The following is a 23,085-nucleotide window of genomic DNA, read 5'->3' as shown; positions in this document are numbered from 1 at the left end:
TAATTTCAATAACCTCACACTTTTTTTTGATCCACCTCCAGATTTGCTTTGTTGCTTTTGAAAGGTCGAATGATTAGCCGCGAAGCCTTGTCAAAATTCACATAGTTGTATACCCAGTTAAAAAAGGTAATGAGTCGGTTCCTGAAACCTATCAGGAAGTAGAGATGAATGAACATCCAGATGAACCAGGCAAAAAACCCTCCAAATTTGAATTTCCCAAGATCAACTACGGCCTTGTTGCGACCTATTGTCGCCATAGTTCCTTTATCAAAGTATTCAAAAGGCTCTAATTTTTCCCCTTTTAGGAGCCGCTTAATATTACCTGCTAAATGTTTCCCCTGTTGAATAGCAGGTTGGGCTACCATAGGATGACCTTTCGGATATTTTTCATTCTGCATAAGAGCTATATCTCCAATGGCAAAAATATTTTCATAACCTTTGACCTGGTTGAAAACATTCACCTCATACCTGTCGGCTTTTTCAACCAAAGCCGAAGCATTCAGTCCCTTTACGGGAGCTCCCGAAACTCCTGCTGCCCAAATAAAGGTGGAAGTTTCGAAGTTTAGATCTTCCTTATTTGTTGTAACTGTTTTACCATCATACTCCTGCACCATAGTATTGAGATGGATCTCCACCCCCAATTCTTTTAAGAACTTTGTCGCTTTACGGGAGGCAGTTTCACTCATTGGCGGGAGTACCCGGTCTAATCCCTCCACTAGATGGATCTCGATCTCTGCAGGATCCAGATCCCGAAAATCACGCGGCACAATATGATTGCGTACCTCTGCGATCGCACCGCATAGTTCTACTCCGGTAGGTCCTGCCCCGGCCACCACAAAATTCAACAGCGTTTTCCTCTTTTCAGGATCTTCAGTGATCACCGCCTGCTCGAGGTTTTCGAGGATAAGGCTGCGTATGTTCAATGCCTGCGGAATGGTCTTCATCCACATAGCGTGCTCTTCTATGCTTTCATTTCCGAAGAAATTTGTCCGGGAACCGGTAGCCAGCACCAGGTAATCATAGGAAAGTTCCCCAATAGAGGTACGGATCTTATTTTCTTCGGGAATGATCTGCTGTACTTCAGCTAACCTAAAATAGCCTTCTTTACTGTGCCGGGTGATCTTCCGAAGGGGATAAGCGATCGAATCCGGTTCCAGGCCCGAAGTGGAGACCTGGTATAACAGGGGTTGAAACGTGTGATAATTATGCCGGTCCAGTAGTATTACCTGTAAATGCTCCTTCAATAGCTTCTTCGCCAGAGAAATTCCGGCAAATCCACCGCCCACAATAACGATACGAGGTCTTTCAGAAATAGGAATATTCATACAAAACTGATAATTTCCCCTAAGTTATTGTTTTCGGAAGAAGTGGCCTTAAATGAAAATAATTTTAAGCTTTTTGTAACAGGACATCTCTTTTCACTACCTATAGAAGCTAACCATTACTGTGGAGGAAAAACTTGAACATCAATTTGTAAGTAATCTTGAGAAGCACCAGAACATTGTGCACAAGATATGCCGTATGTATACAAATGATCAGGAGTCTCACAATGACCTGTTTCAGGAAATTACCATACAGCTTTGGAAGGCGTATCCCAGGTTTAGAGGAGATTCAAAATTTAGTACCTGGATGTATCGGGTGGCGTTAAACACCGCGATCACACTGTACCGCAAATCTAAAAAGGATATCAGGACCCAGGATTTTGATGACGTAAGCTTTCGTATAAAGGCCGACGAATACAACGATGAAACCGAGCAGCAGTTAAAATTGATGTATAAAGCAGTCAAAGAACTGAGTGATATAGATAAAGCGCTTGTATTTCTGTACCTGGAAGATCAGTCCTATAAAGACATTTCTGAAACTCTGGGTATCTCAGAAGTCAACGCACGGGTGAAAATGAACCGGATCAAAAAAGCCCTTAAAAATATTTTAAATCCCTGATACGGATGGATGAACTGGATTTTTTAAAACAAAACTGGAAAAAGCAGGAAGAAAACCTTCCGCGGCTTTCCTATGACGAGATCTATAAGATGTTGTGGAAACGTTCTTCTTCCATAGTGAAGTGGATCTTCGTGATAAGCATTGCAGAGCTTTTTATCTCTACTATGCTAAGCATTTGGTTGGCCGATGCAGATTACTGGAACGATATGGAGAATATTGGCCTTACCAATTTCACCATAGGACTGTATATTGTAAGTTATCTTATTACCTTCTTTTTCATCTATCTTTTCTATAGAAATTATCAAAGGATATCTGCTACAGATGATGCGGCTACTCTAATGCGGAATATTCTGCGTACACGAAGAACTGTAAAGAATTATATCGCCTACATCCTTATTTCTGCGGGCATTTCAGCCGTTGTTGTAACCTGGTTTACCATCCAAAACCACCAGATGATCCAGGAGGTACAAAATACCACAAAGTATACATTTGATACCCTGGATTGGGCTAAGTTCATTGTGGCGGGAACAATTCTTCTGGGGCTATTTCTGGTTTTAATATGGGTATTCTATAAACTGCTTTACGGAATCCTTCTTAGAAGGCTTCGAAGAAACTACAGGGAGCTTAAAAAACTGGAAATGTAATTCTTTCGATAATTAAATTACTAAACGGATATTATCTGGATAAAAAAGCGAAGGCAGAAGGTCCTTAAGTTTAAAGTAGGGAGATAACTATCTTAAAAAGGCCTTTTTTAATACTCCCACTGCCGCGTCTTATTCAGGGCTTCAATAGCTTCCAGTTCTTCCTGCGGAATTACTTTTAGAAACGAAGGATGCTGCTCAATGGCATATTCCAGTTTCTCGACGATATCTTCTATAGATTCATTTTCGTAATCGATCATCAGGGGCTCCTTGATCTGGAACGTCTGAAGAATTCCTCTTTTTTTGATGCGCAGTCCCTTCTTGTCAAATGACCTTCTGAAACCGTCGATAACGATAGGAATAACAATGGGTTTATACTGCTTAATTATATGCGCAGTCCCTTTTCTAATTGGCTTAAAAGGCTTTGTGGTGCCCTGGGGGAAAGTGATCACCCATCCATCTTTAAGTGCAATACCTATATTTTTGGTATCCTCAAAATTAACTTCCCTTTGTACTTCCTTTCCCTTCTCTCTCCATGTTCTTTCAACGGTAACCGCACCGGCATAAGCCATTATCCTGGTGAGAAAGCCAGCTTTCATGGTTTCTTTGGCAGCCACATAATAGATATTGAGTTTGGGTTGCCATAGATACCCCACATTTTTGATGGAGTCTACTCTTCCACTTAAAGCCGCGTTGAATACGTGAAACATGGCGGTCACATCAGCAAAATATGTTTGGTGGTTGGAGACAAAAAGAACATTCCTGTCCGGCAGGTTCTTGATAATTTCAGAACCCTCGATCTGCAGTTCATTAAAGCCTCTGTACCTGCGGTGGGACAGGACGCCAAAAATTCGGATCAACCACTTTTTGATAAAAAGATAATGCCCGAAAGGATTCTTTTTCAATAACCCCATATTTCCCTTACATTTTTTAAAGAAGTACAAAGATACTTATTTCTGCAGTTACAGCGCCTGCTTCAAAATTTCTTTCATTTCACTGAGCATCATAGCAGTAGCTCCCCATACCACATGTCCGTTCAAAAGAAATGCAGGGACTTTAATGTTTTTAGCATAGGAGGTGCTAAGGGTTTGGGTGGTAAGACAGGAATCGCTTAAAAAATCATCCAGATCTATTTCGAGCACTGATTCCACTTCGTCTTCCTGCGGAACCAGAACAGGGGTGCGTTGCATCAAACCCATATACGGATGCACCCAAAAATTACTTGGGGGGATATAAAGTCTTGTAAGTTCCCGAAGTACTTCCACTTCGTGACGGGGTATTCCCACCTCCTCCTCGGTTTCACGTAAAGCTGTATACAAAAGATCAGGATCAGACTGCTCAACCCTTCCGCCAGGGAAAGCCACCTGGTTTGAATGAACCCCCTTATAGGTCTTTCTAAGAATAAGGACAAAGCGGGTTTCCTCTTTTTTACCCGGATAAAAAACAGCAAGTACGGCTGCTTGTTTCGGTTTCTTTTGTTCGATGTTGAGATTTTCGAGTTCGCGCAGCCGCAGAAGAGGTGCCAATTTATGATGGGCTTCCTCCCCCGGAAGATGAATTTTTCTTAATTTCGGACTTCTATATAAAAACTCCTGAAAATCCATGGCACGTTACCTTTTTTTCTTCTCCTGTTGTTTTATGCTGCTCACAAGTTGTGAAGATAGGCAATCTTCCACAGAAAAAAACACTGCCAAACCGGTGGAAGAAGTAAAAAGTAAGGATTCAGCTGCCGAAAATAAGACCACTGAAAAAGATATTTCTGAAAGCTCAGAAAAAGAAACTGCAATTTCTGATGGGCCCCTTTTGGTGCAGGAAGAATTGATCCCGTTTCTTACCGAATACGGGAAAAAGAATCCGGAAGATAAGATCCGTATCATCACGCGCTTCGGGAATATTGACGTGGAACTGTTTCATGATACTCCGCTACACCGCGCTAATTTTATTTTTCTCGTGAAGCATGATTATTTTGATAAGACCTTTTTTCACCGGGTGGCTGAAGGTTTTGTGGTTCAGGGAGGAAATTCAGATAACCCATCAACTAACAAAAAAAGGCATCATATAGGCGATTATTTGATCCCCAGTGAATTTGAAGCAGGACATAAACATGTGAGAGGAGCTTTTTCCGCAGCAAAATACGCAGAACAAAATGTGAGTAAAGCCTCTTCTCCCTATGAGTTCTTCATTGTTCAAAGTAAGACAGGTGCTCATCACCTTGATAATGAACATACCGTTTTTGGAAGAGTGATAGATGGCATGGATGTGGTTGATGAGATCTCAAAAGTGAAGACAGATCAGAGTGAATGGCCCTTACAGAACATTTATCTGGATGTGGAGATCATTGATTGATCATTGCTGCGTGTAATAATTATAGTCCTTTATTACCGTTTTAAGAAAATCGGAAGGATTTTCTTCGGGAGTCACTTCCAACAACCCAGCCACCTTTTCAGATAATGACCTGATCACCCTGAAATTGGAATTCCGCAGTGAATCCTGGTACAACTCTTTAATATCCTGCACATCTTTATCAGTCAATACTGTCACCTGGGGATAAACTGGTTGATAATTCTCCGGAACATTTACCATTAAGGTAGCCTCTAGATCCGGTTTTTTCTTTTCAGAAATTACGGTTGTTGTTGCAGCCATGTCTCCCAGCCGCTGCCCTTTTCCGCTCATAAGAATACTCACCACTGCCACACTTCCACTGGTTAAAGTAATATCTACCATTCTCAATAACCACCTCACCAGATAATTTGAAAAGGCAGGTTTAGAACCATCGAGTTTCACCACTTTTATATCGAGTGCAGCCTTACCTGGCGTCTTTCCGTTCCAAAAGGTTTCCCACAACAAATGATATAAAAATAACGGCAGACCTATCACCAGGTAAAAGACCCATTCTTCTCCTGCTGATACGTCAAGGGCTCCGGCGAGAAAACTTACAATTATCACATAAGCCAACATTATCAATCCGTCGATCAAAAACGCAAGGATACGCTCTCCAACCCCCGCCACATTTTGTGAGATACTGATATTTTGGGCGGTTTCAATTTGAAAATTATCCATTTAATACGTTTCTTTGATCAAATTCTTCGGAAATGCGTGAGGCTGCTTTTGTCAGACAAAATAAAGACAAATGGTCAAGATTTGAAAGTGCACTGCAAAATAAGGCTTTTATCACTCCCGATGAACTTTCTGCTTTGTACCTCGAGATAACCGATCACCTTAGTTACGCCCAAACTTTCTACCCCCGAAGCAATACTGTAAAATACCTGAACACCCTTGCCTCACAGGCTCACCATAATATTTACAAGACTAAAAGGGAGTCACCCAACCGGGTGATCAGCTTTTTTACCAAAGAGTTTCCGAAGGAATTTTATAATTACCAGAAGCAGCTTTTGCTGGCCTTCGTCGTGTTTTCCATTTTTGTAGCAATCGGCAGTTTTTCTGCAGCCAGTGAGGCCGGTTTCGTACGAGCGATTTTAGGTGACGCCTATGTGAATGCTACCCTGGAAAATATTTCCAAACAAGATCCCATGGCGGTCTATAAACAAATGGGAGAATTTGATATGTTCCTGGGAATTACTATTAATAATATTAGGGTGGCCCTATACGCCTTCGTACTCGGTATTTTTGCAGGGATGGGAACTCTATATATGGTCATGCAAAATGCGATTATGCTGGGCTCCTTCCAGTATTTCTTTTATGAAAAAGGTCTTTTTTGGGAATCGGTAAGAACCATCTGGATACACGGCAGTATTGAGATCTCCGTCATCATAGTTGCCGCCTGTGCAGGATTGGTGGTTGGTAAAAGCATCCTGTTTCCCGGCACCTATACAAGGCTAACTTCTTTCGTTAAAGGCGTCAAGGCAGGGTTAAAGATAGTAATAAGCACGGTGCCATTTTTTATTATTGCCGGATTTCTGGAAGGATATGTTACCCGCCATACTGAAATGCCTGATTGGCTTGCCATAATTATAATTGCACTTTCCCTGTGCCTTATACTTTTTTACTATGTTTATTACCCTATCTATTTAAACCGAAAACTTCCTCATGACCCACAATAAAATTAACTTCCAGAAACGCCGTGATCTGGGAGAGATCATTACTGATACGTTCGGCTTTCTGCGAGAAAATCTAAAGCCTCTCTCAAAAGCCATTTTTAAGATCACCGGCCCGGTCTTTTTGATCCTGTTGCTGGCGATTTCCTATTATTCATACCTCGGAATGGATCTCCTGGAAAATTCAATTTTCGAAATGGCTGAAGAAATGTCTTCAGAAATGTATCTCATTTCGATCTTCATCCTGGGAGCAGCAATTTTTGCTTTTTACATCCTGCTGTATGCGACTATTCTTCATTACATAAAATCTTACGTGGAACATGACGGTATAGTCAATGAAACAGAAGTTTATCAGGGGGTGAAGGACAACTTTGGAGGAATGCTTGGCATCTTATTCTTGTCCACCATTATGGTGGCAGTCGGGACACTCTTATGCATACTACCCGGAATATATTTATGGGTTCCTCTTTCTATTGCCCCTGCCGTGCTGGTTTTCTCCCAAAGACCTGTTATGGATTCCATTTCGCACACCTTTGATCTTGTTAAAGATAATTGGTGGACTACATTTTTTTCCTTTTTCGTCATCGCCCTGTTGATCTATATTATCGGACTGATCTTTCAGTTTCCCATGATGATCTACTTTTTTGTCAAGGCCATAACCAGTTCACAGGAAGGCAGCCTAGCAGATCCCGGATCTCTTATCGATTGGGTCTACGTGGTATTCAATGTGGTTTCCTCCCTTGCCCAATATCTGCTCACTGGAATATTGATTATTGCCAGCGCCTTTATTTACTATAACCTGGATGAAAAGAAGAACTTTACCGGGTCGTATCAAACTATTTCAAATTTAGGTTCCCAGGAAAACAACAACTAATGCGTTTTATTCTCGTGGTATTATTGCTTTTTTCGGGATTGAAAGGTCTTCCTGCGGAAAAATTCTATCCTCAAGATGAGCAGGAAAAGCTGGTACCACTGGAATTCAATGAAGATAAATTAGCTGATCACCGGAAGGATCCCGCTTTTGATTATTCCGAAAAAGTGGAGGAAGAGAACTGGTGGACCAATTTCAAAAGGTACATAAGTCTTCAATGGCAACGATTGATCCGGTGGTTATTCGGGGATTACGAAGCCTCTGCATTACTTGTATTTTTTCTGAAAGTTTTACCCTATTTACTGCTGGCCGCTCTCCTTGGGTTTATCTTATATCTGTTTTCCAAATTGAATCCCGGGGCCTCTTTGCTGAGATCCTCTCAGAAAGGAGATGTTCTTTTGCATCAGGATGAGGAGATCATCAGGTTTGGGAATATTAAAGAACTAATTTCCGAAGCCATAAAAGATGGAAATTATCGGCTGGCCATCAGGTATCATTTTCTTTATGTGCTTCAGCAATTATCAGAAAAAGGTCTTGTACACTTTGATGCCGGGAAGACAGATGAAGATTACCTTGGGGAGATCGCACATGAAGACCTCAAAATTTCCTTCCGGAAGGTTAGCAGGATCTACGATTTTATCTGGTATGGGGAATTTTCGGCAGATGCTGAAGTTTATGAAAAGGTAAAAACAGATTTCCGAAAAGCAGAGAACCTAATTTTGTCAGCTAATGAGTAAAGCCTATAAATTCACTCTTTTTCTGCTGGTCGCACTTTTGGTTTTACTCACCTATCTGGAAGCGAGTGAACCGGATGAAGTAAACTGGAGGCCAAGTTTTGCTGCTTCTGATAAAATTCCACTGGGGGCTTTCGTTCTGTACGAGAACCTGAAGGAACAGGACCTGGAAACCAGAAGTGTCAATATTCCTCCTTTTGAATTCCTGACAGATTCGGCTCCTGACGGCACCTATTTTTTTCTCAATGACCAGCTGAATATTGATAAAAGTGAATTAAAGCGACTCTTCCAGTGGATAGAAAAAGGAAATACAGCTTTCTTGATAGCTAATAGCTTTGGAAAAGCACTCATAGATACTCTTGATCTCAAGATTAAAATGGAGATCCCTAAAACAGGTATTTCCTCCAAACCGCTATATAATTTGAGTGATCCTGATCTAAAGCGTGAAAATGCTTTTCTTTTCGACAGGAACAATTACAATTTTGTCATTTCTAAATACGATTCTTTACAACAGGAAGCATTGGGAGTAACCGATCTTTATAAGGACACTTTAAGGATCACAGATCCCTATGTTAACTTTCTTCGGGATTCTATTGGAAAAGGCCTCCTCTACCTGCATACCGCTCCGGAAGCTTTCAGTAATTATTTTTTACTTTCCGAAGTGGGAAATGAAGAGTATGTGGAAAGGGTTCTGGCATATCTTCCCGCGGGAAAGACTTTATATCTGGACCGTTATTACAAAGCGGGAAAAGCTTTTAATACCTCCCCCCTTTTCGTGTTACTGCGGAACAGACAATTGAGGTGGGCCTACTATACATTGATGATTGGAAGTGTACTGTTTCTGTATTTTGAAGGAAAAAGAAAACAACGGAGTATTCCCGTCATAAAGCCACTCAGAAACCAAACCTATCACTTCACACGCACTGTTGCCGGTCTCTACATTGACAGTAAAGACTACAAAAGCATAGCAACAAAAAAGATTAACTTATTTTTGGAATACCTGCGTTCCAGATACCGAATGAATACAACAGAGGTCCGGGAAAGCTTTTTTGAGAGGCTGGCCAGCGTGAGTACCACACCTGTTGAAGAAGTAAAAGACCTCTGGACTTTGATGGACCGGTTGAAGAGGCAGGATACAGTATCAAAAGAAGAATTAATTCAGCTAAATAAGGCCATCAGTGCCTTTAAAAAATATAAGGATGGAAAATAACGAAACCGGAAACGAAGAGATCAGCTTTGAAAACCGCATTCCGCTTGAAGAACTAAAGGAAGCCGCTGAGGATCTAAAATCACAACTTTCCCGAATCATCATAGGTCAGGAAGATTTCATTGAGTTCCTTATCATTGCCTTGCTGGCAGATGGGCATGTGCTTATAGAAGGAGTGCCGGGTGTTGCCAAGACCATAACTGCAAAGCTTTTTGCCCGCACCCTGGACACCAAATTCAGCAGGATCCAATTCACTCCGGACCTAATGCCGAGTGATGTGCTGGGGACTTCAGTACTTAATCAAAAAACTGCCAGTTTTGAATTTATGCCAGGCCCCGTATTTTCTAATATCGTGTTGATCGACGAGATCAACAGGGCACCGGCAAAAACCCAGGCTGCCCTTTTTGAGGTAATGGAAGAACGCCAGATCACTATTGATGGTAAAGAACATTCCATGCCTCCGCCGTTCATGGTGGTTGCCACTCAAAACCCAATTGAACAGGAAGGCACCTATGCCTTGCCGGAAGCTCAACTGGACAGGTTCCTTTTTAAAATAAAAGTAAATTATCCTGCTCTCGAAGATGAAGTGAAGATCCTGCAGACTCACCATGAAAGAAAAGGAGCTTTACCACAACAGGAAGTTTCTGCAGTACTCACCCCGGAAAAGCTGGAGGTGTTGCGACAACAGATCAAAAATATTCGCGTTGAACACAAATTACTGGAATACATCGCTGAAATAGTTTCCAGGACAAGAAAGCATCCGCACCTATTTTTGGGAGGCTCCCCAAGAGCATCTATTGCAGTAATGAATGCTTCAAAAGCCGTAGCAGCCATAAAAGGAAGGGATTTTGTCATTCCTGAAGACATTAAAAAAGTACTTGCACCGGTACTGGGCCACAGAGTCATCCTCTCACCCGAAAGGGAAATGGAAGGCACTACAACAGAAAGTGTGATAGGAATGATCACCCAATCAGTTGAAATTCCGCGATAAGTGATAAAATTTTTAAAAAGGCTGTACCTGCACGAGCGTTTCTTTTATGCCATTTTTTTTCTGGCGGCAGGTTTTCTTTTTTCCTTTTGGATACAATGGCTTTACCCTCTCATTTGGGTATTGACAGCCCTATTGTTTCTGCTGTTAACCTTTGACATTTTTGCCCTTTTTTCGCCCTCTGCAGTACGTGCGGAACGGGACCTGCCGGAAAAATTTTCCAACAGTGACGAGAATCCGGTCAGGGTAAAACTATGGAACCATTACCCTTTTCCCGTTCATTTTGAGGTTATAGACGAAGTGCCGGTGCAGTTCCAAAAAAGGGATTTTAAGAGGTCTCTTTCCGTGCCCTCGCGTTCAGAGGCCACTTTTGAATACTTCCTGCGCCCCGTGCTGAGGGGAGAGTACCGGTTCGGGAACCTCAATATTTACTGCTCTACCCATTTAAAACTGGCAAAACGTCGCTATACCTTCGGAAAAGAGCAACTGGTAAAAGTTTATCCTTCTTTCATTCAGATGAAGAAGTACGATTTTATGGCTGTCGATCGCAGGACCTTTGACCCGGGACTCAAAAAGATCAGGAAGATTGGACATACCATGGAGTTTGAGCAGATCAGGGATTATGTGCCCGGTGATGACGTGCGAAGTATCAACTGGAAAGCTACGGCCAAACAAGGCGGACTCATGGTCAACCAGTATCAGGATGAAAGATCTCAACCCGTCTATTCGGTGATCGACACTGGCCGAACTATGAAAATGCCCTTTGAAAATCTGAAATTGCTTGATTATGCCATCAATTCAGCTCTTGCATTTTCCAACATCGCTTTAAAGAGAAAGGATAAAGCGGGACTTATTACTTTTTCAAATAAGCTGGAAAAGATCGTACCTGCAAGTTCAAAAAAGACACATTTAAACCTGTTGTTAGAAACGCTTTACAATGTGGATTCAAAGTTCCTCAATTCAGATCCCGGCTTACTTTATACACACCTCAAAAGAAGGCTTCCGCAGCGGAGTTTACTTTTACTCTACACCAATTTTGAACACATAAGTGCTCTTCATAGGCAGCTTCCTTACCTCTCCGCAATTGCCCGTAAACATCTGCTGGTAGTGATCTTTTTTGAAAATACGGAATTAGAGCAGCTGGCACAGAAGGAGGCCAGGAATATTCCTGAGATATTCGATCAAACCATTGCTGAACAATTTGCCTACGATAAAAAGTTAATGGTAAAAGAACTTCAGAAACACGGTATTCAGTCCATTCTCACAAAACCGGAAGAATTGACCGTCAATACGATCAATAAATATTTGGAGATCAAAAAAAGGGGAATTCTCTAACTGCTTCAGTTATTCAGCGCCTTTTTGTAGGCCTCCAAAGCTCTCGCACGTGCAAATTTATGTTCTACAATGGGTTCAAGATATCCCGCACGAAAATCTTTGATCCACGTTTTTACATATTCCAGCTTTGGATCAAATTTTTTCAACTGCGTCTCCGGATTAAAGATCCGAAAATATGGCGCAGAATCACAACCAGTTCCCGCAGCCCATTGCCAGTTTCCGTTATTGGAGGAAAGCTCATAATCCACCAGTTTTTCAGCAAAGTAAGCCTCTCCCCATCGCCAGTCGATCAAGAGGTGTTTGGTTAGAAAACCCGCTGTGATCATGCGTACCCTGTTGTGCATCCAGCCCGTTTCGTTCAGCTGGCGCATGCCTGCATCAACCATGGGATATCCGGTTTCACCCCTGCACCACAACTCGAATTCGCGTTCATTATTACGCCATTGGATACGATCATATTTTCTTCGGAAGTTATGCTCCACCACCTCCGGAAAATGGTAAAGGATCTGCATGAAAAATTCCCTCCAGATCAATTCATTCAGCCAGATTTCATTTTGCTGAAGTGCCTGTTTTACCAGCCTCCGAATACTTACAGTCCCAAATCGAAGGTGAACGCTGGCATAGCTGGTGCCATGAACGGCGGGTAAATTGCGCGTCTTTTCATAGTTTCTGATCAATCCTTCGGAGAGATCCGAATCAGGAACTTCAAATCCGCTGGGCTCAAAACCCATGTTCTCCAGGGAAGGCAACGCTACTTTTGCCCTTTTTAGCAGGTGATCAAGACGAGATTCACTTGGATATTCCGGAATAGATTCCTGGTGAAGACGTTCCTTCCATTTATTGGAATAGGGCGTAAAAACTGTATAGGGAGAACCATCAGGCTTCATTACTTCAGACCTTTCAAAGATCACCTGGTCTTTAAAAGTTTGAAAAGGAATATTCTTTGACTCCAGCAAATCGTTTATTTCACGGTCTCTTTCCAAAGCATAAGGTTCATAATCCCGGTTCGTAAAAACCTCCTGAACATCAAAATTGGAAAGCAGCTCTTCAAAAGCCTTTTTTGGAGTATTGTGATAAACAAGAAGAGAGGAATTATATTGATGTAACTCACTGTTTATCTTCTCAAGTTGCCGGTAAATGAAATCAACCCTTTTATCTTTCTTATCCTGAAGCTTATCGAGAATATTCTTATCAAAAATAAACATGATCAATACCTGTGATCCGCTATTCAAAGCATGGTACAGGGCAGCATTATCAAACAATCGCAGATCCCTTCGCAACCAAACGACCGCTACTTTTTCAGCTTTGCCCATGGGTTTGTTTCTCGATTCTTATATCCATGAATACCGCTGCTTATAAATAAAATTCCTGCTGTCACCACGGCTACAACCACGACAGTAGATTGAGAATTCCAATTAGCGATGGCAATGGCCAACAAAGCCCAAACTCCTACAAGAGAAAACTCGCGCATGTTTCGGGTCCAGGTGATAACAAGGTTTATTATTCCGGCAATGAGGATCATAACAACTGTCCAGGCCACTTCAGAAATTCCGAAGCCATTCCAGCCCAGCGCGGTCAAATAAGCCGCTGTGTTCGCAATGAGGGCCACAGTGATCCAGCCAGAATAAAAGGAGAACGGCCACCATAAAAAGGCAATAATTGACAACGGCTCATCATCTAACTCCATGCGGGTATTCACCACAATTTTTAGCAAACAGAACAGCAAAAATATCATGATCACCACCGAAAGTGCGATTTCTTCATTCAGCCATGCGAATATCCACAGAATATTAGCCAGGCAGGAGAGAATGAACCACCACCCCACTTTTGTGATTACCCAGCTGAATTCAGTTTTCTTGAAAACCCCTACGGCCTGGAAGATGACGAAGGCGAGTAAAGCCAGATAGATAAGACCCCAAATGGAGAACGCATAACCGGCCGGCGTAAAAAGGTTCTCATATTTTGCCGACACTGTTGCCATAGTATTTTCATTTATCACTCCGGTATTGGAAATGTAGTTAACAAATACCATGAGGAGAAAGGCAAGAATATTTAGTACAGAAAGAAGCTTTTTCATCAAAGAATATTTTGAGAAACTCTTGAATTACGATGTTGTAATGATGGCACCTTTCTTCGGCTTAACAGAAATCTATAGATCAACAGGTTCAAAAGGATCAATTCCATTCCGTAAAATATATCCTCGACGGGAATGGTCAACAACCGGATGCCCATAAATTCTTCGGAATTGTACCAAACCACTTCCTCCTCTATTCCGGTACCCGTAAGAACACCATTGACTATAAAAAATGGTATCAGGAGAACCGCGTAGACTATATAAAACCTTTTCAACCATGGAATCTTGAATAGGAATTCTGATATCAAAAGCAAAATTCCCAGGCTCAAAAAAGTGCTGGCCGTGTAGTATTTATCCAGATTAAGCACGCCGATAATCAACAAGATGCTGGCAAAAAATAAAGTTGTGTTCATTTGCCCTTTTTGACCCACCTTCTTCCTAAGAAGTAGATCCAGACAGTGAAAAGTAAAAACGCAGGCGTAGGGAATACAGAAAAAGAACAACACCTCCTCAAGTGGAAGGTTTCCAATATTGATCCCTGTTAGATAACGTTCGTTAAAGCCCCAAACTCCCATTGAAGTGAACCACATATCCCAGAGAACAAATAGTAGTCCGGTGAAAAAGACAGCCGGAAAAAAAGCACCCCAGGTCTTGTCAAATCTCAGCTTCGGATGAAATGAGAACAAGAACGGTACAAGAATGGTAAAAAAATTGACGAGCAGATACGTGTATTCCATCAGGCTTTTTTTCTCTGATCCCTGAAGTATTTCATAGGCACCCACAGCATTCCGAAGCATTCCCCGTCCTCTTTATCTAAATGTTTGTGATGCATCTTATGGGCTCTGCGAATGGCTTTAAAATAAAAATTGTCAGCCTTCCGCAGAACTTTGAACCGTTGATGAATAAAGATATCATGGACGAAAAAGTAGGCCATCCCATAGATAGTTATGCCCAGTCCTATAAAGAAAAGGTAGTTGTACCCGGCCTGCATTCCGAAGAAAAGAGCGGTAATTCCGGGAATGGCGAAAATGAGAAAAAAGAAGTCGTTATGCTCAAAAAACCCGGAGGTTTGCTTGTTGTGATGGTCTTTGTGCAAAATCCATAACAACCCGTGCATGATATATTTGTGCGTGAACCAGGCTACTCCTTCCATAGCGATAAAAGCAGCCACAACAATGAGTATATTAACTATTACTGATTCCATATTTACTTATTTTCAGAAATTCAACACCTTCTAAAATACTGAATTTCAATAACTTTTTTATTTCAATTTTTCTTTCTCTGCGGAAGATAAACCATCTGAAGAAAGCAGATATTCCACGATCATTTTTTTAAGTCCAGGATCCTGAAGTTGCTTAGTATTTTTAAGCAACAGGGTCTTATCCTCCTCCACATTTTGCTTGTAGCCAAGAAAACCCGGTGCTTCGGACTGTACTGAATACCTGAGAAACCGAAGTTCCATATTCTTAGGATCAGCCTCAATAGCCGCGGAATAGATCTTTTTCCCCTTGTTGAAATGAGACATCTTGGTGAATGGATTAATCACATGTTTGGCCATCATCATATGCGCCGCTCCTTTGTATGCAAACAAAACCGGATCTTCTTTTCTGTAATCTTCAGTGATCTTCAAGAGCTCTTTAGCAGCAGTTTCCCTTTCGGGTGCCCGCTGGTACAGGTTACGAATTTTAGACAACTCGTTTTCCTGTCCGGAAACTACAGTTGAAAATATCATGATTAAAATTACAGCATATCTCATTAAACCAGGTTCATTTTACATTCTACCAGACTGTTGATCATGAGTCCGAATTTTTTTCCGTTGTGGATGCGCACCCTTCCGGAAAGAATCCTTTGGGCCGGCAATCTCTTGATCTTTTTGAAAAGAGACTGGTAATAAACATACGCCAGATAAACGCCTCCTTTCGAGGATGAAGGTAACATTTTTATTCCCTCTAAAGCAATTCTAAAATCTTCCTCGATCTCTTTTTCAATCTGTTTTTTAGCATCTGCCGAAAAATTGGTCATATCCACACCAGGGAAATAGGTCCTTCCCAATACATGATAGTCATCTTTAAGGTCACGAAGGAAATTTACTTTTTGAAAGGCTGCCCCCAATTTCATGGCGTATGGTTTCAATTCTTCAAATTTTACATGATCTCCTTCAGTAAAAATATGCAGACACATTAAGCCAACTACTTCTGCAGACCCAAGAATGTACTGCTTATATTTTTCACTATTATAATCCACTTTTTGGAGGTCCATTTCCATACTCTTCAAAAAGGTATCAATAAGGTCCAAATTTATATTGAAGTCATGCACCACTTTTTGGAAGGAATTGAGAACAGGATTGGTTGAAATGCGCTGATCAATAGCTTCATAAGTATCATTGCGGAACTTGGTGAGCAGCGCCTCCTGGTCATAGCCTTCAAAACTGTCAACTATCTCATCTGCGACCCGCACAAATCCATAAACAGAATAAACGGGATCCCTCAGGCGATCGTGCAGGAAATAGATACCAAGGGAAAAGCTGGTACTGTAGGAGCGCGTGGTCATTCGGCTCACTTCCAGAGATAAGTTATCAAACAGTGACTTCATGTTTCTTCTTTTTTAATTCTTTTTCTACCTGTTCTGCAGCTATTTTTCCGGAAATAAGGGAAGGCGGCACTCCCGGACCGGGAACCGTTAGCTGACCAGCATAAAAGAGGTTCGACAGTTTTTTGTTTCTGATCTTGGGCTTCAATACAGCGGTTTGAGTCAAGGTATTTGCCAGGCCGTAAGCATTACCCTTATAGGAATTGTAATCTGTGATAAAATCACTCACACAATAGCTCCTTTTATGGTCAAGATAAGGCCTGATCTTTCTTCCTATTTGTTTCTCGAGCCTATCCATTATAATATGGAAGAATTTCTCCCGAAGCTTGTCCCCGTCTTCAAGTCCCGGAGCCAATGGCATGAGCAGAAAGAGATTTTCGTGACCTTTTGGTGCTACCGAAGGATCTGTTCGGGAAGGGCAACAAACATAGAATAAAGGTTTACTCGGCCATTTTGGATCCTTGTATATCTCTACCGAATGTTCAAAAAGATCTTCGTCAAAGAAGAGCGTATGGTGCTCAAGCTCCGGAATTTCCTGTGAAACCCCCAAATAATATATCAGGCAGGAAGGAGCAAATGTCCTTTTATCCCAATAAGTGTTTTTATAATTTCTGAATTCTTCTGGTAATAATGCATTTTCAACATGTTGGTAATCTGCAGCCGCCACTACCGCATCAAAATTCATTTCTTCATTTCTTACCCGCAGGCTTTTTACCTGATCACCTTCTGCTGAAATATATTCAACCGGCGAATCGAAATGGAAACAAACGTTATTATCCTTGGCTACCTTGACCATGGAGTCTATTACTTTACCGAAGCCTCCCTGTGGATACCAGGTCCCCAATTTAAGACCGGCATAATTCATCAAACTGTACAGAGCCGGGGTATCTTGCGGCATGGCTCCCAGAAACAATACTGGAAATTCCATCAGGGCGATCAGCTTTGGATCTTTAAAATATTTTCGAACGTGCTTGCTAAAGGAAGAGAAAACCTGTAAGCGCAATGCCCCTTTTATGAGGTTCATATCGGCAAACTCTGCTACAGACAGCCCGGGCATATATACGAGGTTTTCCATTCCCTGCTCATACTTGTACTGAGCTTCCTCCATGAATTTATCCAGCTTTAACGCACTGCCCGCTTCCACAGACTCGAACATTTCTCTCAAAGCCGCATAATTCTCCGGAATACTTAATTTTTCATTATTCTTATAGACCACTTCAAAAGAGGGATCCAGCAACTCAAGTTTATAAAGGTCAGAAACCTTAAAACCAAAATCAGAAAAATATCTTTCAAAGACATCGGGCATCCAATACCAGGAAGGTCCCATGTCAAAAGTGTAACCATCGGCAGTGCTTATCTGCCGTGCTCTCCCACCGGGGATGCTGTTCTTTTCAAATATGTGCACCTCATGACCAGCCGCCCCTAAATACGAGGCTGCACTCAAACCTGAAAAACCTGCTCCTATTACTGCTATTTTTGCCATACTACCTTTATTCAGAGGCTTCCAAAGCCTGCGGATTTAATTCTTTTTCCAGATCCTTTACTGAGAATAACCACTTCACTCCCTCTTTTTCGGTCAATGCTTCAGCACTTTCCATATTCCCGGCAATGAATAGATTTCTATCTTTCGAAATTTCTTTGAGGGATAAAAGATATTTGTCGACATTTTCAGGAAGGTCACGGTGTACCAAAAATAGCAGCAGGTTCCTAACCGGATAATCGGAAATGGTGTTTTCCACTGAGGAAAGTGGAACATTCGGACCCAAATAAATAACCTTTTTGCCACCCGCCCTTATCATGTAATTAGCAAAAAGAAGCCCTATTTCATGGAATTCCTCTTCCGGAAGGAACAGAATCCAGGTATCAGCTTCTTCAGTTCCCAGAGGAAGAGAATCAATTGCCGTAAACAGCTTCTGCCTTAACAGGTTGGTTATGTAATGCTCCTGCGAAGGAGGAATTGTATTGCTGGTCCACAACAGGCCAACTCTGTTTACCATGGGATATAATATCTCCTCATACGTCTTCTTAAGGCCGAAACGCAAATGACAGTGAGAAAATATTTTGTCGAAATTTAATTCGTCATAATTCATTCCGGCTGAAATCAACTGACTAATGAAATATTCATAATCATTATCCTCTACAGCGCTGTCATAATACTCCTTCTGAAGATCGAACAATTCCTGATCACTCATCTTGCAAAGCCTGGAGATCTTGTGATCTGTTTTCATCAAGCTTACAATATTCAACAACCTTCTCAATTGAAGGCTGTCATAATAACGGGTATTCCCTTCAGATCTGTGAGGTTCTAAAGCGTTATAACGCTGCTCCCATATCCGAATGGTGTGCGCCTTGATTCCCGAAAACTGGGCGAGCTGTGAAATGGAGAATGAATTCATTTGTTTAAATTATTGAATTCAAAATTAAACATAAATTATTAGGTAGAATGTTAATTTCGTTTTAATTTTGTCTACCTCTAACTTAGATCTTTAAATATCAACTTTTTAAACAGGTTATCCAAAATAAAAATTTTAAAGGTGTATTAAGTGACATATTAGGTTTTAAGTTTTAATAGATAAATCTGAACAGTCTAATAATCAGAACGAAAAAAAGTAGATTGATTATCTTTGAAGTCAAACTTCCGCAGAAATGAAACACACGAATAAAACAGTTTTAATGAAAGGCATTAAATTACTGGCCGCAGCCTTACCTCTTTCTTTTATAGGTCCTGTGGTGCTATTCAGCTCTTTTAAGAATCAGGAGCACAGTTGGTTCATTCCGGTTTTAATATTTGCGCTGCTCGCAATGGCAGGAGCCATCTATTTGATGTTCAAAGGGATCAATACAGTCATAAAAGCACTTTTTGACTGAATTTTAAAAACCACAGCCCTTGAAAATCCACTTTTCACTATTGCTTTTCCTGACCTTTTCCTTTTTGCAAGCTCAGGAAAAAGTAGTTCTCAATGGAACCATCACAGATGCCACCAATAACGAAACGCTTAATGGGGTAAATATTCTCTTTCCTGATCTGGGAACCGGAACTGTCACCAATGAATATGGCTTTTATTCCATAAAAATCCCAACAGGAAACCACCAGATCGTGGTTAGCTATTTAGGCTTTGCCTCAGTCAAAGAGAACATCAGCCTAACAGAAAACACTACCCTGAATTTTGAACTCCTTCCTTCTTCCGAAGATCTTAAAGAAGTGGTGATCACAGAAGATGTGGAACGCCTGAACATTTCCAAACCGGAAATGAGCGTCAACAAATTGGAAATTCAGACTATTCAAAAACTTCCGGTGGTTTTTGGGGAAGTTGACATCGTAAAATCTCTTCTTCTGCTACCCGGAGTTTCCAACGCGGGAGAAGCATCTTCCGGATTCAACGTTCGGGGAGGAGCTGCAGATCAAAATCTTATCTTACTTGATGAAGCTACCATCTATAATGCGAGCCATCTCTTCGGACTTTTTTCTGTGTTTAATCCTGACGCAATTAAGAACCTGAAGTTATACAAAGGTGGAATTCCTGCGAATTATGGCGGTAGGGTATCATCTGTGCTGGATATCTATCAAAAGGATGGCAATAGTAAGAAGTTCTCTATGAATGGCGGGATCGGACTTATCTCCAGCCGTTTGCTAGCGGAAGGTCCTTTAAAAAAGGATAAAAGTTCCTTTTTGATTGGAGGCCGCAGTTCTTATGCGCACCTCTTTTTGAAATTGGCCGATAATCCCAACTCAGCTTATTTTTATGATCTGAACACCAAGATAAGCTGGCATCTGAATGACAGGAACAATCTTTTATTTTCAGGCTATTTTGGTCGGGATGTCTTCAATATCAGTCAGAGTTTTGAGAATACCTACGGGAATTCTGTCTTTAATCTGAGATGGAATACCGTCATTAATAAAAACATGTTCAGTAATCTTTCACTTATTTATAGTGACTACTATTACGGACTAACGTTGGATTTCGTAGGCTTCAACTGGAACAGCGGAATTGACAACCTCAATATTAAATATGATATAGACCACTACATTAGTGATGGACTAAATTTGAATTACGGACTCCAAACCACCTTCCATGAGTTCAATCCGGGCGAGATCGAACCAAATTCGCCCAGTTCGGGAATAATCCGTTCCAAACTTACCAAGAAATATGCTGTTGAAAATGCGCTCTACTTTTCCGCGGAAAAAAAGTTTTCCGAAGCAATTTCTATTCAGGCCGGACTCAGGTACAGTAATTTCCTAAGATTGGGTCAGGATGAGTTGAATTTATACGAGAATGGGCAGCCGGTAATTTATAATTCAAAATTCGGTATTTATGAAAAGGCAGATCCAACGGGTAGCTTTTCTTTAGATAAGAATAAGGTTGAACGTACCTTCGGCAATTTGGAACCCAGACTGGCAGTGGCCTACACAATAGATGAGGATCAATCTGTAAAGTTCAGTTACAATCGAATGACCCAATACCTGCATTTGATCACGAATACCAGCTCTCCAACTCCCCTTGATGTTTGGGCACCGAGTGGTCGTTATATTGAACCGCAGTTACTGGACCAGGTTGCAGGTGGTTATTTCAGAAATTTTCTTGATCAGGAATATTCACTTGAGGTAGAGGCCTTTTACAAAAATTTGAAGAACAGGTTAGACTATATTGACGGAGCCAATTTAATAGCCAATAATGCCATAGAACAGGTTATTCTGCCCGGCAAAGCACAGGCCTACGGACTGGAATTATTACTTCGGAAGAATTACGGACAATTCACCGGTTGGCTGGCATATACCTGGTCCCGTTCAGAACAAAAGACCCCCGGAAGAACAGATGCCGAACCCGGGATCAACAATTCGAACTGGTATCCCACGGCTTACGACAAACCACACGATCTATCTCTGACTGTTACTTATGAACTCAGCAGAAAATGGGACCTGAACGCAAATCTAATTTATCAAACCGGGTTACCGACAACTTATCCGACAGGCCAATATCGTTTTGAAAATCTAACTATTCCGGTGTATTCTCCGCGCAACAGCAACCGGCTCCCTTCTTATCACCGATTGGATCTCTCGGCAACCTACACACCGAAAAAGAAGCCAAACCGACAATATAAGTCCAGCTGGAATTTTGGGATCTATAATGTCTACAATAGAAAAAATGCGGTTTCCCTAAGTTTCAGGGAAAATGAAGATACTATGGTAAATGAAGCTGTACGCCTATCAATTTTTGGGATCGTTCCTTCAGTCACATATAACTTTAAATTTTAGGAGATGAAAAAGCTGTTTTTATTGATACTATTAGGTATTGTTACCAGCTGTGAAGAGGTGGTAGAGGTCGACCTGGAAACAAGTGCTCCACGATTAGTGGTAGAAGCTTCTTTAGTCTGGAATCCGGCACTGGAAGAAAATGTTCAGTACATCCTTCTGACCACGACAGCTCCTTTTTTTGATGATGAAGTTCCCCCTGCTTTGGACGCCAATGTTTCAGTATTTGACCAAAATGGAGAGGAATATGTATTCACAGAAATTGAAGATGGAATATTTCAGAATTCAGAAATAGAACCGGTTCCAGGAATGACATATGAATTGGTTCTATCGTATGAAGGCGAGGTCTATACGGCATCTGAAAAATATGTAACGGCTCCTCAGCTCGAATTTGTAGAGCAAAAGAATGATGGAGGTTTTGACGGGGAGGAAATCGAGTTGAAAGCTTATTACACAGATCCGGCGGAAACGGAAGATTACTATCTTTTCAAGTTTTACCATGATCAGTTAGCCTTACAGATCTACGACGATGAATTCACCAATGGCAACAGGACCTTTGCTTTTTACTCTGATGAAGATCTGGAGAGTGGAGACAGTGTAGGTTTCGAGATCCAGGGGATCTCTGAAGATTTTTACGAATACATGTTCATTCTGAGATCACAGGCCGGGACCAGCAATGGAGGTCCTTTCCAAACTCAGCCTACGATCGTAAGAGGAAATATTGTGAATACTACCAATCCGGATAATTTTGCCTTTGGATATTTCAGGCTATCTCAAGCCGATTTCTTTGGATACGAATTGGAATAAAATCCTTCATTGTCACCCCATTTTATACAGGAACCCAAACCCTCCGCATCCTTTCGGACACCTACACCCTCACTGGAAGGCAGGGGACTTTGATTATGTTTCGAAAGTGTCATTTTTGAGTATAAAAAAGACATTGCTTTAGGCTCTTCTAAAAAAACCTGCCTCCTTCCGGTAGATAAACCCGCCGGCAGGCACACTGCGCTCAGGACAGCCCCCCGATTAGTCCCGATAGCTATCGGGAGGGCTCCCACGAGATGCAGTACTCCCGATCCCGACGGTTCGGGAGGGACGCGAACAGGCCTCAATTTCTCTGTTGAATTTATTACATAAAAAAACCCTTCACCAAATAAATGATGAAGGGTTTAAAAGAAAGCCTGCCTTCCACCGATAGATAAATCTGCCACAGACATAGTTACTTTGATTAAGTTCCAAAAATGTCATTTTTGAGTATAAAAAAACCCTTCATCAAGTTCATGATGAAGGGTTTAAAAGAAAGGCGGCGACATACTCTCCCACGAGATGCAGTACCATCTGCGCTAACGGGCTTAACTTCTCTGTTCGGAATGGGAAGAGGTGAGCCCCGTTGCTATAA

Annotated in this window: 24 protein-coding genes and 1 rRNA gene; 12 read left to right on the top strand and 13 right to left on the bottom strand. The window is 41.5% G+C overall.

Going from position 1 to position 23,085, the window contains the following annotated elements; genetic code table 11:
• Window positions 1–14: 14 nt before the first annotated feature.
• Window positions 15–1,325, bottom strand: coding sequence for an NAD(P)/FAD-dependent oxidoreductase (locus tag ACNORC_RS09555; RefSeq protein ID WP_418335415.1), 1,311 nt, complete (start codon window positions 1,323–1,325; stop codon window positions 15–17).
• Window positions 1,326–1,446: 121 nt separating this feature from the next.
• Here ACNORC_RS09555 and ACNORC_RS09550 point away from each other — a divergent pair, with 121 nt between their 5' ends.
• Together ACNORC_RS09550 and ACNORC_RS09545 are read left to right on the top strand one after the other, a co-directional pair.
• Window positions 1,447–1,941, top strand: a complete 495-nt coding sequence (locus ACNORC_RS09550) for an RNA polymerase sigma factor (RefSeq protein ID WP_418335414.1) — start codon at window positions 1,447–1,449, stop codon at window positions 1,939–1,941.
• A gap of 5 nt (window positions 1,942–1,946) precedes the next feature.
• Window positions 1,947–2,585 carry a DUF8845 family protein gene (locus tag ACNORC_RS09545; protein WP_418335413.1) on the top strand — a complete coding sequence of 213 codons (639 nt, stop codon included), beginning with the start codon at window positions 1,947–1,949 and terminating at the stop codon, window positions 2,583–2,585.
• 107 nt (window positions 2,586–2,692) lie between these two features.
• Here ACNORC_RS09545 and ACNORC_RS09540 read toward each other — a convergent pair whose 3' ends face one another.
• Both ACNORC_RS09540 and ACNORC_RS09535 read right to left on the bottom strand, forming a co-directional pair.
• Window positions 2,693–3,496 carry a lysophospholipid acyltransferase family protein gene (locus ACNORC_RS09540; RefSeq protein ID WP_418335412.1) on the bottom strand — a complete coding sequence of 268 codons (804 nt, stop codon included), beginning with the start codon at window positions 3,494–3,496 and terminating at the stop codon, window positions 2,693–2,695.
• A 48-nt stretch (window positions 3,497–3,544) separates the two neighbouring features.
• Window positions 3,545–4,186: an NUDIX hydrolase gene (locus tag ACNORC_RS09535; RefSeq protein ID WP_418335411.1), complete on the bottom strand. Its 642-nt coding sequence runs from the start codon at window positions 4,184–4,186 to the stop codon at window positions 3,545–3,547.
• Between ACNORC_RS09535 and ACNORC_RS09530 the strand changes: the two genes are divergently transcribed.
• Window positions 4,185–4,928 carry a peptidylprolyl isomerase gene (locus ACNORC_RS09530; RefSeq protein WP_418335410.1) on the top strand — a complete coding sequence of 248 codons (744 nt, stop codon included), beginning with the start codon at window positions 4,185–4,187 and terminating at the stop codon, window positions 4,926–4,928. The genes ACNORC_RS09535 and ACNORC_RS09530 overlap by 2 nt on opposite strands.
• Here ACNORC_RS09530 and ACNORC_RS09525 read toward each other — a convergent pair whose 3' ends face one another.
• Window positions 4,929–5,642 (bottom strand): RDD family protein, encoded by a 714-nt coding sequence (locus tag ACNORC_RS09525; protein ID WP_418335409.1) that lies wholly within the window; start codon window positions 5,640–5,642, stop codon window positions 4,929–4,931.
• 32 nt (window positions 5,643–5,674) lie between these two features.
• Between ACNORC_RS09525 and ACNORC_RS09520 the strand changes: the two genes are divergently transcribed.
• The 6 genes from ACNORC_RS09520 to ACNORC_RS09495 are packed head-to-tail and all read left to right on the top strand — an operon-like array spanning window position 5,675 to window position 11,772.
• Window positions 5,675–6,643 (top strand): stage II sporulation protein M, encoded by a 969-nt coding sequence (locus ACNORC_RS09520; protein ID WP_418335408.1) that lies wholly within the window; start codon window positions 5,675–5,677, stop codon window positions 6,641–6,643.
• Window positions 6,630–7,511 carry a YciC family protein gene (locus ACNORC_RS09515; RefSeq protein WP_418335407.1) on the top strand — a complete coding sequence of 294 codons (882 nt, stop codon included), beginning with the start codon at window positions 6,630–6,632 and terminating at the stop codon, window positions 7,509–7,511. Before ACNORC_RS09520 ends, ACNORC_RS09515 begins: the two co-directional genes overlap by 14 nt.
• Window positions 7,511–8,245, top strand: coding sequence for a DUF4129 domain-containing protein (locus ACNORC_RS09510; protein WP_418335406.1), 735 nt, complete (start codon window positions 7,511–7,513; stop codon window positions 8,243–8,245). Before ACNORC_RS09515 ends, ACNORC_RS09510 begins: the two co-directional genes overlap by 1 nt.
• Window positions 8,238–9,452, top strand: coding sequence for a DUF4350 domain-containing protein (locus tag ACNORC_RS09505; RefSeq protein WP_418335405.1), 1,215 nt, complete (start codon window positions 8,238–8,240; stop codon window positions 9,450–9,452). The genes ACNORC_RS09510 and ACNORC_RS09505 overlap by 8 nt, the downstream gene beginning before the upstream one ends.
• Window positions 9,442–10,440: an AAA family ATPase gene (locus ACNORC_RS09500; RefSeq protein ID WP_418335404.1), complete on the top strand. Its 999-nt coding sequence runs from the start codon at window positions 9,442–9,444 to the stop codon at window positions 10,438–10,440. The genes ACNORC_RS09505 and ACNORC_RS09500 overlap by 11 nt, the downstream gene beginning before the upstream one ends.
• A 3-nt stretch (window positions 10,441–10,443) precedes the next feature.
• Entirely contained in the window at window positions 10,444–11,772 is a 1,329-nt protein-coding gene (locus ACNORC_RS09495; protein WP_418336156.1) for a DUF58 domain-containing protein, read from the top strand.
• 5 nt (window positions 11,773–11,777) lie between these two features.
• Here ACNORC_RS09495 and ACNORC_RS09490 read toward each other — a convergent pair whose 3' ends face one another.
• Genes ACNORC_RS09490 through ACNORC_RS09455 form a run of 8 tightly spaced genes read right to left on the bottom strand, consistent with a single transcriptional unit; the run spans window position 11,778 to window position 18,831 of the window.
• Window positions 11,778–13,085 (bottom strand): cryptochrome/photolyase family protein, encoded by a 1,308-nt coding sequence (locus ACNORC_RS09490; RefSeq protein ID WP_418335403.1) that lies wholly within the window; start codon window positions 13,083–13,085, stop codon window positions 11,778–11,780.
• Window positions 13,064–13,849 carry a TspO-related membrane protein gene (locus ACNORC_RS09485; RefSeq protein ID WP_418335402.1) on the bottom strand — a complete coding sequence of 262 codons (786 nt, stop codon included), beginning with the start codon at window positions 13,847–13,849 and terminating at the stop codon, window positions 13,064–13,066. The genes ACNORC_RS09490 and ACNORC_RS09485 overlap by 22 nt, the downstream gene beginning before the upstream one ends.
• Window positions 13,849–14,583, bottom strand: coding sequence for a lycopene cyclase domain-containing protein (locus ACNORC_RS09480; protein ID WP_418335401.1), 735 nt, complete (start codon window positions 14,581–14,583; stop codon window positions 13,849–13,851). The genes ACNORC_RS09485 and ACNORC_RS09480 overlap by 1 nt, the downstream gene beginning before the upstream one ends.
• A complete protein-coding gene (locus ACNORC_RS09475; protein WP_418335400.1) occupies window positions 14,583–15,050 on the bottom strand; it encodes a sterol desaturase family protein in 468 nt (155 codons plus the stop codon). The genes ACNORC_RS09480 and ACNORC_RS09475 overlap by 1 nt, the downstream gene beginning before the upstream one ends.
• Before the next feature lie 57 nt (window positions 15,051–15,107).
• Window positions 15,108–15,578 carry a hypothetical protein gene (locus ACNORC_RS09470; protein WP_418335399.1) on the bottom strand — a complete coding sequence of 157 codons (471 nt, stop codon included), beginning with the start codon at window positions 15,576–15,578 and terminating at the stop codon, window positions 15,108–15,110.
• A gap of 23 nt (window positions 15,579–15,601) precedes the next feature.
• Entirely contained in the window at window positions 15,602–16,438 is an 837-nt protein-coding gene (locus ACNORC_RS09465) for a phytoene/squalene synthase family protein (RefSeq protein ID WP_418335398.1), read from the bottom strand.
• Window positions 16,422–17,918 carry a bifunctional phytoene desaturase/3,4-desaturase gene (gene crtID / locus ACNORC_RS09460; protein ID WP_418335397.1) on the bottom strand — a complete coding sequence of 499 codons (1,497 nt, stop codon included), beginning with the start codon at window positions 17,916–17,918 and terminating at the stop codon, window positions 16,422–16,424. The genes ACNORC_RS09465 and crtID overlap by 17 nt, the downstream gene beginning before the upstream one ends.
• Window positions 17,919–17,925: 7 nt before the next feature.
• The gene (locus ACNORC_RS09455; protein WP_418335396.1) at window positions 17,926–18,831 is read right to left on the bottom strand and encodes a MerR family transcriptional regulator; all 906 of its coding nucleotides are present in this window, start codon (window positions 18,829–18,831) and stop codon (window positions 17,926–17,928) included.
• A 250-nt stretch (window positions 18,832–19,081) separates the two neighbouring features.
• Between ACNORC_RS09455 and ACNORC_RS09450 the strand changes: the two genes are divergently transcribed.
• The 3 genes from ACNORC_RS09450 to ACNORC_RS09440 are packed head-to-tail and all read left to right on the top strand — an operon-like array spanning window position 19,082 to window position 22,493.
• Complete coding sequence (locus ACNORC_RS09450) at window positions 19,082–19,303, top strand: DUF6095 family protein (protein WP_386779964.1); 222 nt, start codon at window positions 19,082–19,084, stop codon at window positions 19,301–19,303.
• Between the two features lie 19 nt (window positions 19,304–19,322).
• Window positions 19,323–21,689 carry a TonB-dependent receptor gene (locus tag ACNORC_RS09445; RefSeq protein WP_418335395.1) on the top strand — a complete coding sequence of 789 codons (2,367 nt, stop codon included), beginning with the start codon at window positions 19,323–19,325 and terminating at the stop codon, window positions 21,687–21,689.
• Between the two features lie 3 nt (window positions 21,690–21,692).
• Entirely contained in the window at window positions 21,693–22,493 is an 801-nt protein-coding gene (locus tag ACNORC_RS09440; RefSeq protein WP_418335394.1) for a DUF4249 domain-containing protein, read from the top strand.
• 491 nt (window positions 22,494–22,984) lie between these two features.
• On the opposite strand, the gene rrf is transcribed toward ACNORC_RS09440, so the two are convergent.
• Window positions 22,985–23,085 (bottom strand): 5S ribosomal RNA (rrf, locus tag ACNORC_RS09435); the annotation flags it as partial.

It is taken from the genome of Salinimicrobium soli (genome assembly GCF_048323655.1).
Classification (GTDB): Bacteria; Bacteroidota; Bacteroidia; order Flavobacteriales; family Flavobacteriaceae; genus Salinimicrobium; species Salinimicrobium soli.
Note: the sequence above shows the minus strand (reverse complement) of the source record. Positions and strands in the feature narration are given on the sequence as shown.